Origin of the sequence: Bartonella sp. AC130YNZD (genome assembly GCF_042196865.1) — a bacterium.
Classification (GTDB): domain Bacteria; phylum Pseudomonadota; class Alphaproteobacteria; order Rhizobiales; family Rhizobiaceae; genus Bartonella.
This window is the reverse complement of sequence record NZ_JBHIQZ010000004.1, coordinates 107,879-122,144: the sequence shown is the minus strand read 5'-3', so window position 1 is coordinate 122,144 and position 14,266 is coordinate 107,879. Positions and strand designations below refer to the sequence as shown.

Here is a 14,266-nt window from a genome sequence, read left to right as displayed (position 1 = left end):
ATGTTCTTTCGTATTGCAACTTGGAATATTAATTCTATTCGTTTGCGTCTTGCACAGGTTTTTCAGTATTTGGATCTCTTTTCCGTAGATGTTTTGTGTCTACAGGAAACAAAATGTCCAGATGCTTTATTTCCAGTGGAGGCTTTTGAAGCAGCGGGTTATAAGCATATCGCATTGAGTGGACAAAAATCTTATAACGGGGTGGCTATTGTTTCTCGTTTGCCTTTTAAAAAGGTAGAAAAGCGTTTCTTTTGCCAAAACCAAGATTGTCGCTATATCTCAGTTATTGTGGAAGCCCATGGGAGAAGCTTGCGGATTCATAATTTTTATGTTCCTGCTGGGGGAGATATTCCAGATGCTGATGTGAATGAAAAATTTCGTCATAAGCTTGATTTTTTAGAAGAAATGTCTTCCATACGTGCGGATCAAGGAGATGGTCTTTCTTCTCTTTTGGTGGGCGATTTAAATATTGCTCCTTTGGCAGAGGATGTTTGGTCTCATCAGCAATTGTTGAAGGTTGTAAGCCATACTCCTATTGAAACCGAGCGTTTACAGGATTTGTGTTGTCAAGGTGGATGGGTTGATCTGATGCGGTTGCATATTCCTGCTCCTACCAAGCTTTATACATGGTGGAGTTATCGTGCACGCGATTGGGCATTTACCGATTATGGGCGGCGGCTTGATCATGTTTGGTCTTCTCCTGATTTAGCACCTTTTGTTGTAGATCTTTCGATTTTTCGTGATGCGCGCGGATGGGAACGTCCTTCAGATCATATTCCTGTGCAAACTGTATTTGATTTTTCACGTCAAGTTTGAAATAAGAGGTAAATAAAGTATTAATATTAAATAATGATTCTGAAAGAATGCGGGAGACTAGATGTATATCAGAAATCTCAAAAGGGGCGCTTCTCGTGGATTACTTTCTAGTGTCTTGTTGTGGTTGCTTTTGTCAGGATGTATGGTTGGTCCCAATTACCAGAAAACATCTTTTCGTGTTCCAGCAGTTTGGGGAGAAAAATCTGCACAGACTGCTGGACAGCCAGTTGCGCTTGCCGGATGGTGGCGGCGTTTGAATGACCCTGTTCTAGATGCATTAATGGATTATGCGATTTCTGGAAATAATAATGTTGCTGTTGCCAAAGCTCGGGTACGTGAGGCGCGTGCGAGTTTAGGACAGGTTGTGGGAACTCTTTTGCCAAATGTGTCCAATTCAATTTCAGGAACCCGTAGTCATTCTGCACAGTCTGATGCATTGTTAAACCAATACCGTAGTGGTTTTGATGCAAGCTGGGAGCTTGATTTTTTTGGTGGGCATAAACGAGCGGTTGAAGCAGCGCGTTATGGTCTTGATGCGGCTGTGGAAGATATGCGTGCTACCATGGTGACATTGCTAGGAGATGTGGCAACAAATTATGTACAAATGCGTGGTTGGCAACAGAAATTGTTGATTGTGCGTCAAATTGCTGTATCACAACGTAAAACCTATGAATTGATGCGTGCTAGATTAACAGCTGGTGATGTTTCTGAGCTCGATGTTTCAAATGCGCAAGCACAAATGGCAAATACAGAAGCAGATATATCACAGATGGAAGCGAATTTAGCAATGAGCGTTCATCGCCTTTCTGTCTTAACTGGTCGTGTGCCTACGGCATTGAAGGCTCTTTTACAAAAAAATGCTAAGTATGCAAAGATTCCACAACCGCGCTGGCCGATACCAGCAGGAATTCCAGCTGATATTTTGTTAACACGTCCGGATTTACGACGGGCAGAGCGTCAATATGCGCAAGCGACAGCGCGGATTGGTCAACGTGAAGCAGATCGCTATCCATCACTTACTTTAACAGGTAATATTTCGACAGCCGCAACGGCGATAGATCAGTTATGGAAAAATTCAACGATTGGCTGGTCTTTTGGACCTGGTCTGCGTTTTCCTTTTTTTAATGGAGGTCAGGTTGAGGCTTCTATTGCTGTCGCGCGTGCACAGCGTGATCAAGCTTTTATTACTTATCGAGCTGCTGTTTTGGGAGCTTTAGAAGATGTAGAAAATGCGTTGGTAAGATTAACTAAAGAACATCAACGCTTAGAAAAGCTAATCATTGCGAATAAAGCTTCTCTTCATTCCTTAAAACTTTCACGGAGTCTTTTTGAGAATGGAAATACCAGTTTTCTTGAATTGTTAAATGCTGATCGCTCTTATTATTCTGCACAAATGGCGCTTAAAGATAGCCGTGTTTCTTTGGTTACACAATATATCACGTTGATGAAAGCATTGGGCGGGGGCTGGGATGGCGTTGTTGATGTATCACGTCCGGAAGTCGTTGATGGTGCACCTCGTTTGCGTGCAAAGGTAGGGAAATGAAAAAAAACTTACTCAAAAATTTCATTACAAAACACAAAAAACTTTCCTTCTTTTTAACTGCTATATTTCTCATTCTCTTGTTTTTATGGTTGCGTTCTGTTTTTTTTGGAACATCTACTCCAACTTATATAACAGCGGTGGTGAAGCGTGGGGATATTGAGGAAAGTGTTTTAGCTTCTGGTCTTGTACGTCCTTACCGGTTGGTGGCTGTTGGTGCGCGAGCAACAGGGCGTGTGGTGTCAATGCATGTTTCCCCTGGGAGTGTTGTGAAAGAAGGCGATCTCTTGGCAGAAATTGATCCTACAGATCAGGAAAATGATTTAAAAAGAAAAAAAGCAGCATTATCGCATTATTATGCGAGTTTGGTAGAACAAGAAGCCTATCTTTCTCTTGCACAGAAAAATTTAGAGCGTCAGAAAAAAATGATTGAAACACGTGCGGTTTCACGTGCGAACCTCGATGAGGCTATGACACAGGTGAAAATACGCGAGGCGCAAATTGAACAACTTCGTCAGCAGATTGTGCAAGCACAAATTGATGTGGAGAGTGCAGAGGTTAATTTAGGTTATACACGCATCACTGCCCCTTCAGCGGGAACGGTTTTGGCAACAGTTGTGGAAGAAGGGCAGAATGTGAATGCGGTTCAGTCGGCGCCAACAATTGTTATTTTGGGTGATTTATCAAAGATGACGATCAAGGCGCAAATCTCAGAAGCAGATGTTCTTAAAGTCCGAGCTGGACAACCACTTTATTTTACAGTTCTAGGTAATTCACAGCGTCGTTATGAAGGCGTTTTAGAAAAAGTAGAGCCGGCTCCTGAAACAATTCGTGCTGATGTGAGTATTAATCCTGGTATGGTGAGTGGTTCTAGTGCTTTAATCTCATCGGCTATTTATTATAACGGAATTCTACATGTTGATAATGCGGACAATTTTTTGCGAACCTATATGACTGCTCAAGTTCATATTATCTTAGGGCGCGCACAGAATGTCTTGTTGGTTCCAAGTAATGCTTTACGCGATGAGACAAGAGAGCGTAAAGCATGGGTTTCTGTTTTGGTGGGGGAAAATAAGTTGGTTACTAAACAGGTGAGCGTTGGGTTGAATAATAAGGTTATGGCAGAGATTATTTCAGGACTTAACGAGGGTGATGTCGTCGTCACCAGTTCGTCTGATGGAGTGATGCCCGAGTCTTCTAACATGCATAGCGAAGACGAGAGTTAAAGCATGAGCACAAATCAAGCAGATACTGTCTTCGTCTTGGAAAATATTGTGCGCAAATTTCCTGCGGGCGAAGCATTTGTTACCGTTTTGAAAAACATCAATCTTACCATTAAACGTGGTGAAATGGTGGCAATTGTAGGTGCTTCCGGTTCAGGTAAATCTACCTTGATGAATATTTTAGGCTGTCTTGACCGTCCAACTTCTGGCCGTTATTGGATCTCTGGTAAAGAAATAGCTTCTCTTTCTGCGGATGAATTGTCGGCTTTGCGACGTAATCATTTTGGTTTTATTTTTCAGCGTTACCATTTGTTGAATGAATTGACAGCTCTTGGTAATGTTGAAATTCCGGCTATTTATGCGGGAAGTGCCGTGGAAGCAAGGAAACAGCGGGCACAGGATCTTTTAACACGTTTGGGCATGGGTGATCGGATAAATCATCGTCCAAATCAGCTGTCCGGTGGTCAGCAACAACGTGTTTCTATTGCTCGTGCGCTCATGAATAATGCGGAGGTCATTCTTGCAGATGAACCAACTGGTGCATTGGACAAAAAGAGTGGGCAAGAAGTATTGCATATTTTGGATGAACTTCATCAAGAGGGACGTACTATTATCATTGTAACCCATGATATGCAGGTGGCTGAAAGAGCAGAGCGTATTATCGAAATCAGTGATGGGGAAATTATTGCTGATAAGCGGTCAAGGGTTGCAAAAACAAAAGTTGGTGGAAAATCTCTTCAGGAACAACAAAATCTAAAAGGCCAACAAAAACTGGGCTTTTTTCGTTCTTTTGTTGAGCGATTCCGTGAGGCGTTTGTGATGGCTTTGTTGGCAATGAATGCACATCGCATGCGGACTTTTCTAACAATGCTTGGGGTGATTATCGGTATTGGGGCGATTATTGCTATGGTGGCTTTAGGGAATGGTACACGAGAGAAAATTCTGGAAAATTTTAAAAGTTTGGGTGCTAATACATTAACCATTTTTCCTGGCAAAAGTTTTTCTGATCCACAAGCAGAAAAAATAACCAGTTTGGTTGAAGCTGATGCAGAAGCCTTGTCTGGGTTACCTTATGTTTCTGGTGTAACACCTCAGATTTCAACAAGCTCAAAAGTGCGTTTTGGTGCAGTTGAAGTCAATGCTGTCATTGTGGGGGTGGGAGAACAATTCTTTCAGACACAGGGGCTCAAAGTTTTCACAGGACAGTTTTTTGATCAAAAAAGTGTCCATGATCGGGCGGTTGATCTCGTGATTGAAAAAGAAGCATTGTCTGTTCTTTTTCCCCATAGCCATGAAAGCCCTCTTGGCAAAGTGGTGCTTGTGGGTAATGTTCCAGCGCGTATTATTGGTGTTGTTGATTCGCAAAATCACGCAAATGGAGATACATCAAATACATTACAGCTTTATTTGCCCTATACAACAGTGCAAACGCGTTTTCTTGGTACAACAGAAGTTCGTGCAATTACTGTTAGGATTGCTGATGATGTCGATTCACATTTAGCGGAAAACATGGTGAAACGTTTTCTCATTATGCGGCATGGTGGAGAAGATTTTTTCATTAGAAATTCAGAATTCTTTCGTGAACGTATCATGGAGAGTACACATATCTTAACACTTTTAATTTCTTCAATTGCAGCGATTTCCCTGATTGTAGGTGGTATTGGGGTGATGAATATTATGCTGGTCACCGTTTCTGAGCGGATCAATGAAATTGGTGTGCGTATGGCAGTTGGTGCACGCCAAAGTGATATTTTACAGCAATTTCTCATTGAAGCGATTTTGGTTTGTGTGATTGGTGGTGGTTTGGGGATCTTGCTTGGGCTTTCTATCGGTGGCTTGTTCCTTCTGTTTAAGGCACCTATCCATCTTATCTATACCATTGAATCGATCATTATGTCTCTTACTTTTTCAACCCTCATAGGAATATGTTTTGGCTTTTCTCCAGCGCGGCAAGCTTCACGACTGGACCCTGTTGTCGCTCTTTCACGCGATTAGACTTTATCAATTTGGGCATGTTTGTTCGTGATGCTTTCCACTTGGATGAAGCGTTTATGAAGCGAAACATGAATGGGAAAAGTTTAGCATTATTTGCTGCTCTATTTTAGAAAACGCTTTGTTCGTTAAGTGGAGCGTACCACTAGAGGTGAACGTTTCTTATAGCGCACCACATCATGTGAGATATGGTAGGCATATAAGCCTTCTTGAGGCATTAAATGTTTTGAGAATGCATGATGAATATTTTAAATCTTTCTTGTCGAGTTTTATGGAAGTAAATCCTATTAAGGAGAAGTTAAATGGAACCCGTTAGAATGAGATTGCTTGCAGACTGAATTTTGTTAAAAATCTTCGTCTTCTGAGATGTGAAGAGGAGGATAAATGAAATATATTGCGCGACGATTCTTAAGATTTAATTTAAAAAGAGGCGGGGTAGTGAATAGTATATCTGCTAACAAACAAAAGAACAAAAAAGAAGGTTGATGCCAAAAACAGCTTAAACCTCCGTTCTTCCAAAAAAATGAACTGGTATCGAGATAGCTGAGCAGTTTAAGAGGTTTCGTTTAGTCTTTTTAAGATTTTCGGAAAAGAGGTTATGTGGATTTCTCACTTTTGGTTTTGCAGAGGGTGGTGCAAATTATAGGTGTTTAGGTTTATGCAAATAAAATTATGATCTTGCTCAAGTTTTAAAATGTGACCTAAGACACTGTCATTTTCTGTTCCTTTATTCGAGTAACGTAGCTTCTTTAGAATATTTTGTTTAAGGCATCGCTTTTTTCTGCCTTATCTCATGATTTTGGAGCTGAAGGATAAACAAGCCATTTGAGTTTCTAGGGTAAGGATGCCGTCAGATACTCGGTAGGGGGCGCGATCTTAAGAACTAATACCGTGAGATGCGGGTTTGATTTCATGAGTTTGGTGAGGACGACAAAAAGTTTGAGAGGCGGATCGCTTTTTATTTTGAATGATGTATGAATGAAAGGGGCTTTCATTTATTGAAAAAGAATAAGCTCATATTCAGTAGGTGTGAGATGAAGTAAGAGAACATCGTAATACCAAGCTGCAGTTATGCTGCTAAAGAACATAATGGCCGCTAGTGATGAGCAATGGTATGTCTAGTCGGTATGGTATTCTCCCTCCTGCTACAAGTCCGATACAGATAAAAAAGAATTCTAAAGCCACCCGCTATAAAGTATAAGAAGCGAATAATTAGTCTACGAAAGAACAAAAGATAAAGAAATATTTCAAAAATCAATATTTTGAATATCACGACTAATATTTTGCGTATTATAGTGAAATTATATGCATGATCGTTCGTAAAATGCGCTGTTTTGTGTGTGGAGTTTCTTCCTTGGTGTCTTGTGTGTTCGCAGGTGTCGTATCCATTTCCCCCTCTCATTCCTAAGCTAAATCCTAAAATTATTGCGCACTTTATTTTGTATTCTTAACAAAAGGCAAAAAATATTTTCAAAATCATCACGCCTTACCGTTTATTTCCATAGGGATATAGACATCAATAAATGCATCATATGATTTGGGGGATACTCAAAAGGATCAAAAGATTCTCTATTGTTGATTTAATTAAGCATAGAAGAAATGTCTTAAAATCAAGCAATTTTAAGCTTTTTTAAGTTTTTTGGGTAGAACAAGAGGCATTGACGAATTGGTTTAGATTCGATAATTGAAGGTATTTTTCATTGGGGGGAAGCATGACGCTGCAATCGCTTTTACAGACATATCGTGATGAAGCGCGTACCGAACGAGATAAAGGTACATATTTTGAGCGTTTTGCTCTTGCTTATCTAATATATGATCCTCTTCAGTTTGGGTGTTATGAAAAGGTTCAAACCTTTAAAGATTGGGCTCATGAAAATGGTTGGGATGGTCGGGATACCGGTATTGATCTTGTGGCAAAGCTTCGTGATGAAGAGGGGTTTGCAGCAATCCAATGTAAATTTTATGATGCAGCCTATCGAATTAAAAAAGCAGATATTGATAGTTTTATTTCGGCATCAGGGAAAGCTCCATTCAAGCGGCGTGTTATTATAGATAGTACTGAAAGTGCTTGGAGTGATAACGCTGAAACAATGATACGGGGGCAGGATATTCCTGTTATACGGATTAATCTTTCCGATATACAACAAAGTCCGATCTGTTGGGAAACTTTTGCAGCCCAGGGCAAAGTTGTTTTGGAGGATAAAAAGAAGTTGCGTCCACATCAATTGGAAGCATTGCGTGATGTGCGTGCTGGGCTTGCTCAAGCAGATCGGGGGAAGCTTATTATGGCTTGTGGTACTGGTAAGACATTTACCAGTCTTAAAATTGCTGAGGATTTGGCGGGTGAAGGCAAGTTTGTTTTGTTTCTTGTTCCTTCCTTGGCACTGATGTCACAGACGGTTCGTGAATGGACAACGGATGCAGGAATCGGATTGAGATCTTTTGCTGTTTGTTCCGATACACAAGTGGGAAAGCGTCGTAAAAATAGTGATGATGTTGCTGAAATTGATGTGTTTGATCTTGCTTTTCCGGCGACAACCGATGCTGCTAAACTTGCAGAACAGGTGGCGAAGAGTGTTGCAGATAAGATGACCGTGGTGTTTGCAACCTATCAATCTATTCAGGTGATTGCTGATGCTCAGAAAAACTATGGTTTGCCAACATTTGATCTTATCATTTGTGATGAAGCGCACCGTACAACAGGGGCAACGCTGGTGGGCGAGGGTGAATCCAATTTTGTTAAGGTGCATTCCAATGATGTTATTTGTGCCAAGAAGCGCCTTTATATGACAGCGACACCACGTATTTTTGGTGATAACGCAAAAAGTCGCGCGAATGAAGTTAATGCCGTTCTTGCTTCGATGGATGATGAAAAACTTTTTGGTAAAACACTTTTTTATCGGGGTTTTTCATGGGCAGTACAAAATGATCTTTTAACAGATTATAAGGTTATTGTCTTAGCAATGGACGAAAAATTGGTCAGTTCCGCTGTTCAGAAGCGCCTTAGTGATAGCGATTCTGAGCTTATTCTTGATGATGCAACAAAGATTATTGGCTGTTATAAGGCTTTGACAAAACAAAATATGAAGGCTGATGTTGGTGCGGATTTATATCCTATGCATCGTGCTTTAGCGTTTTGTAAAACTATTAAAAGTTCTGAACTTGTGCGTGATGAGTTTTCTACGGTTGTTAGAGAATATCTTGATTATACGAAAGAGGATACAGAAAATGAGCATTTTCTGAAGTGTGAAATTGAGCATGTTGATGGCACTTTTAATGCGAAGGATCGTGGTGCATTACTTGACTGGTTGAAAGCTGATAGTGGGGATGATGTTTGTCGTATTTTGACCAATGCTCGGTGTTTGTCTGAGGGGGTGGATGTTCCGGCTCTTGATGCGATCATATTTTTAAATCCACGCAAAAGCCAGATTGATGTTGTGCAAGCGGTTGGGCGGGTGATGCGTCGCTCTGAGGGTAAAAAGATGGGATATGTCATTTTGCCAATTGGTATTCCTCCTGATACTCCAGCGGAACAGGCTTTGAACAACAATGATAAATATCGGGTTATCTGGCAAATTTTAAATGCTTTGCGTGCGCATGATGATCGTTTTGATGCGACGATTAATAAGGCATCCCTCGGGCAAGATATTAGCAATGTGATTGAGATTATTGGTGTCACACAGAGCACTGAATTAAAGGCTATTACGGCTGTTGTAGACAATCTTCCACTACGCGCACAACCAGCACGATTGGGCATTGGTACAGCGGAGCGTGATGTCCTTTTTACAGATGGACAAGGGGAGCTTGCTTTCCCTGTGGATGAGATTTCTCGTGCCATCATGGCAAAGATTGTCAAGAAATGTGGGACACGTGATTATTGGGAAGATTGGGCGAGCAACATTGCTGAAATTGCTAAGAATCATATTACGCGTTTAACAGGTATTCTGGCAGAGCCAGAGACTGAGGCGCGTCAAGCCTTTGACAGATTTATGGCAGAAATTCGTGATGATTTAAATGATGCGATTACAGAGGCTGATGCGATTGAGATGTTGGCACAACATATTATCACGCGTCCTGTCTTTCATGTGTTGTTTGAGGAGTATCAGTTCACACGTGAAAATCCTGTCTCGCGTGCTATGCAGCGTATTCTTGATGTGCTTGATAAGGCGAATCTTGATAAGGAATCCAAAGATCTGGAAAAATTTTACGCAAGTGTAAAATTACGCGCCAGTGGCATTACGGATCCAAAAGCAAAACAGAGGTTGATTGTAGAGCTTTATGATAAGTTTTTTCGTTATGCTTTTCCACGCACTGTAGAAAAACTAGGCATTGTTTATACTCCCGTTGAGGTTGTGGATTTTATTTTTCACTCTGTCAATGATGTCTTAGAGCAAGAATTTGGGCAAACGCTTGGCTCATCGGGTGTGCACATCATGGATCCCTTTACTGGAACGGGAACTTTTATCACGCGGCTTTTACAATCGGGTTTGATAAAACCAGAGGAGATGAAACATAAATTTTGTCATGAAATTCATGCCAATGAGATTGTACTTTTAGCCTATTATATTGCAGCCATTAATATTGAGACGACCTATCATGGTCTGATGGGGGGAGATTATGTTCCTTTTGAGGGAATTTGTTTAACCGATACATTCCAGCTCTATGAGCAAGAAAAAGACTTGATAAGTGATTTGCTGGTGGATAACAGCACACGTCGATCACGCCAGAAGGAACTGGATATTCGTGTTATTGTTGGCAACCCTCCTTATTCTTCTGGACAAAAAAGCGAAAACGACAATGCGCAGAATATTGGCTATCCTAAATTGGATCGTCGCATTCGTGAAACCTATGCCGCTCAATCTAAAGCAAGCAATGTTAATGGACTTTATGACAGTTATATTCGTGCCATTCGTTGGGCAAGTGACCGTATAAAAGACTGTGGTGTTATTGGTTTTGTGACAAATGCAGGTTTTATCAGTAGTTACTCTACGGATGGTTTACGAAAATGTTTAATCGAGGAATTTAGCAGCCTTTATATTTTCCATTTGCGGGGGAATCAACGAACTTCTGGAGAACTCTCTCGAAAGGAGGGGGGAAAGATTTTTGGTTCTGGGTCTCGCGCACCTATTGCGATTTCCATTTTGGTTAAAAATCCGGATGCACAACAGCATGGGAAAATATATTTTCGTGATATTGGAGATTATCTCACAGCAAAAGAAAAGCTCCGTGAACTTCAGAGGTTGGGGAGTATTGGTGGTATCACACGTGAACACAGCTGGCAGATGATTACACCTGATGAGCATGGCGATTGGCTGAATCAGCGCAATAATGATTTTGAAAAATTTCTAGCCTTAGGTGACAAGAAAGGCAGTGATAAAAGGCTCTTTGAAAATTTTTCTGGCGGTATACAAACTAGTCGTGATGCTTGGACATATAACTCAAGTCGTGAAGCTTTAGCAAAGAATATGAGCAATATGATTGCTTTTTATAACAGTGAAGTAGAGCGTTTTAATGCTGCGTATCTACATTCTGATCGCAAAGCACGTGCAAATGCTGTGAACGATTTTGTCAATACAGATGCTAAAAAGATTAGTTGGAGTAGTAGCCTTAAAGAAGAATTAATAAGGGGGAAAGCTTTTAAATTTAAAGATACGTATATTACTCAGAGCCTTTATCGTCCTTTTACACAACAGTGGCTCTATTACAATCGTGTTTTTAACCATAGAGTTTTACAAATGCCACGTATTTTTCCTCTGGAACAAGCGGCTGAAAATAAGGTGATACAAGTTACGGGAATTGGAGCAAGCAGTGGATTTTCTGTTCTGATGACTAAGAATTTATCTAATCTTCATGCAATGGATACTGGTCAATGTTTTCCACGGTATGTTTATGAAGATACTGTGTCCTTGAAAAATAAGGAGGGGGATCAGGTTCATTTGTTTGCAAATTTTGCAGAGGAAAGCAAAGAAACTGGTTTAGAGCGGCGTGATGCTCTTACGGACGAAGGGTTGGCTTATTTTAAGGCAGCTTATCCTGGCGAAATGATAACAAAGGATGATTTGTTTTATTATGTTTATGGGATTTTGCATTCTGAAGATTATCGTGCTCGTTATGCGCATAATTTATCTAAACAATTGCCGCGTATTCCAACGGTCAAAAGAGTAGAGGATTTTTGGGCTTTTGTGACAGCGGGGCGCAAGCTTGGTAATTTGCATATGAATTATGAAGAGGTTGAACCCTATCCCGTTACCTATAAACAGGGTGATCCAAGAACTTGGGTGATTTCTGATGAGAAGAGTTTCTATCGTGTTGAAGCGATGAAATTTGCTGGTAAGCGTGGTGCTATTGATAAAAGCACAGTGGTTTATAATGCGCATATCACGATACAGAATATTCCTCTTGAAGCTTATGAGTATGTGGTCAATGGCAGGTCTGCTCTTGAATGGGTGATGGAGCGGCAGGTTGTCAAAACGGATAAAGCGAATGGACTTGTTAATGATGCTAATCGCTATGCTGTTGAAACGGTGGGTAATCCAGCTTATCCATTGGAATTGTTTCAACGGGTTATTACGGTAAGTTTAGAAACGATGAAAATTGTGCGCAATCTTCCAAAATTGGAAGTGAGAGAAACTGAAAGGGTTAAATTATCCATCGTGCGGTAAAATAGTCTCGAGTCGTAACAAGCTGGCACTCTCATATACTTTGCTCGTTCGTGGGTTTTGCGATAAGCCCTCGACACTTGAGACAGTCCATAAGAGGCGTGCCTTTCTTGTACAGTTTTACGCTACGCAGGCTCTCTTCCTTTGTGATGTGCAAGTCCTATGTGATGTGCAAGAAAATGGTTTTGATTGATTCAATAGAGAGCAGATTTGAAATGAGAGAATCTGATGATATTGAGAGCTCTCATTCAAGTTGAAGCGTAATAAATTTTCATTATAAATCAATATATTGTATGTGATAAAGCACCTTAGGCAGTGAGGTCGCTAAAATTATGACGCATGAGCTTTAGCGGCAGTGATGAATATTCTCAGGCAGGGTTTTCTTGTCGAGCTTTATGTGAGTAAACCATATAAATGGGGAAGCTGAGAGGAACTTGTCCAGAGAAAGTGGATTGTTTACAAATCGTTGCTGATAGGAATCATCGTCCTTTGAGATGTTGAGAGGAAATCACAATTCTCATGAAATCTGTCCTTTGAGGTGTTCTGATATTGAAGTGAGCAGGGAGAACGCGTTAGACAAGAAGCTGAGTTATTATTGTTTACAGATCAATAGAGTTTAAAAATTTTCGTTCTTTTTTGAGGAGGAAACCAGACAAAAAGTGATCTTAGAGAGCGAAATGATTTCAAAAAAGATTGCGATAAAAAATGTAGGGTATTTGTCGCGGTGTGCGTTTTGAGCTTATTCCTATCTGTGATCTAAAATGCTCTTATGAAGATGCTTTGTAGAATGAAGAAGTAGTTACTAATATATTGATTTATAATGATAGTTTAATGTTCTCTCTGTTAAATGAGAAATCTAAGTATTATAAATTTTCTTATTTTAAATCTATTAAAATTACTTCTTTGCATGTCATATGAGGTTGGTATGTGCGTGTTTAAGAAAGGCGTAAAGCATTTCTCTTACCAATCATCCCAAGTGGCGTAAGAGCTATCGTAATACTTGGGGGTGGCAAAATATAGGGGGGGGCGGTTTGCATTTTTTATGAAGGGTAAGACAGTGGTGTAAATAGATTTTTATGACAAGTTTGATCTTATAGCTATCTGGGAAGATTTATTTACAAGAGCTGTCTTCTATATTGGGGATGGCATTAGATAGATCACGTGTTGTGAGATATGTTTGGGATGTAAGAGATGTTTTGGGTGAACGTGCGAGACAGTGACACGTGTATCGGGGCGTTGTGCTTTGTATGGGGGAAGTTCTGGCGGGCTTTTATGGCGGTAATTCGTGTGGAAAGGTATGGAGAGAAGGGTAAAGCAGTCAGAGGGTAGCAAGGTTTAAAGTCACAAGAATAAAGATCAGGGAGAAAGGTCAGAAGGCGGTTCTGATATAGACTTGCAGTGTTTTAATATATTGGAATATGAGAATACGGGCTTGCTTGATCTGTTGTATTGTGCTTTCAGCTTTGCTCTTCTTCACAGGATAAGCAATGAAATGGATATCAGGCATGAGATATTTAAGTTCACGCATCGAGCGCCATATGTGGTAATCATGGGTGACGATATAAAGGGTTTTATAGTGATGCTTTTCGATCCAAGCAGCGCTTTCTTCGGCGTTTCCTCTGGTGTTAATCGCTTGATGCCCAATGTCAATACAACAGGAGATAAGCTGTGGGTTAATATGCATGTTATGCATGAAACTCTTCAGGTTTGTTGAGGTATTTACGCCACTGATGAGGAGTCGTGAACCAAGCCCCTTTTGTAAGAGATGAAGTCCTGTCTCTATTCGGTGTTCTCCACCTGTAAGCACAATGATAGCATCGGCTTTGGGAAGAGGCGTTGGGGGGACAAGTCGTTCGGTTTTTTCAGAAAAAATAATAAAACCACCCCAAAAAATGAAAACAATGACTACAAGAGTCAGTGTTGTGGGTGGAAAATAGCGAAATAAGCAGCGGGGAGACCAACTATAGTGGGGACGTTTTGGAATAGAGCGGTCTAAATTTTTTTGCATCAATGAGTTGGGGCTGTTGTAAGTCATA

At 40.6% G+C, this 14,266-nt stretch carries 6 protein-coding genes; 5 read left to right on the top strand and 1 reads right to left on the bottom strand.

The genetic code is table 11. From position 1 onward, the window contains the following. The 5 genes from ACFINU_RS02965 (at position 1) to ACFINU_RS02945 (ending at position 12,233) form a co-directional block, all read left to right on the top strand. A complete protein-coding gene (locus ACFINU_RS02965; RefSeq protein ID WP_375617894.1) occupies positions 1–816 on the top strand; it encodes an exodeoxyribonuclease III in 816 nt (271 codons plus the stop codon). Between the two features lie 61 nt (positions 817–877). Beyond that, positions 878–2,359, top strand: a complete 1,482-nt coding sequence (locus tag ACFINU_RS02960) for an efflux transporter outer membrane subunit (RefSeq protein WP_375617821.1) — start codon at positions 878–880, stop codon at positions 2,357–2,359. Continuing rightward, positions 2,356–3,582, top strand: a complete 1,227-nt coding sequence (locus ACFINU_RS02955) for an efflux RND transporter periplasmic adaptor subunit (RefSeq protein ID WP_375617822.1) — start codon at positions 2,356–2,358, stop codon at positions 3,580–3,582. The genes ACFINU_RS02960 and ACFINU_RS02955 overlap by 4 nt, the downstream gene beginning before the upstream one ends. 3 nt (positions 3,583–3,585) lie before the next feature. Further along, positions 3,586–5,574, top strand: a complete 1,989-nt coding sequence (locus ACFINU_RS02950; RefSeq protein WP_375617823.1) for a MacB family efflux pump subunit — start codon at positions 3,586–3,588, stop codon at positions 5,572–5,574. A 1,709-nt stretch (positions 5,575–7,283) separates the two neighbouring features. After that, entirely contained in the window at positions 7,284–12,233 is a 4,950-nt protein-coding gene (locus ACFINU_RS02945) for a DEAD/DEAH box helicase (RefSeq protein WP_375617824.1), read from the top strand. 1,366 nt (positions 12,234–13,599) lie between these two features. Here the strand turns inward: ACFINU_RS02945 and ACFINU_RS02940 are convergent. Beyond that, entirely contained in the window at positions 13,600–14,265 is a 666-nt protein-coding gene (locus tag ACFINU_RS02940) for a YdcF family protein (protein WP_375617825.1), read from the bottom strand. Position 14,266 lies beyond the last annotated feature (1 nt).

Bases quoted from the DNA above. Each gene is read 5' to 3' on its own strand.
- ACFINU_RS02965 (WP_375617894.1), top strand. From the start codon at position 1: ATGTTCTTTCGTATTGCAACTTGGAATATTAATTCTATTCGTTTGCGT.
- ACFINU_RS02960 (WP_375617821.1), top strand. From the start codon at position 878: ATGTATATCAGAAATCTCAAAAGGGGCGCTTCTCGTGGATTACTTTCT.
- ACFINU_RS02955 (WP_375617822.1), top strand. From the start codon at position 2,356: ATGAAAAAAAACTTACTCAAAAATTTCATTACAAAACACAAAAAACTT.
- ACFINU_RS02950 (WP_375617823.1), top strand. From the start codon at position 3,586: ATGAGCACAAATCAAGCAGATACTGTCTTCGTCTTGGAAAATATTGTG.
- ACFINU_RS02945 (WP_375617824.1), top strand. From the start codon at position 7,284: ATGACGCTGCAATCGCTTTTACAGACATATCGTGATGAAGCGCGTACC.
- ACFINU_RS02940 (WP_375617825.1), bottom strand. From the start codon at position 14,265: ATGACTTACAACAGCCCCAACTCATTGATGCAAAAAAATTTAGACCGC.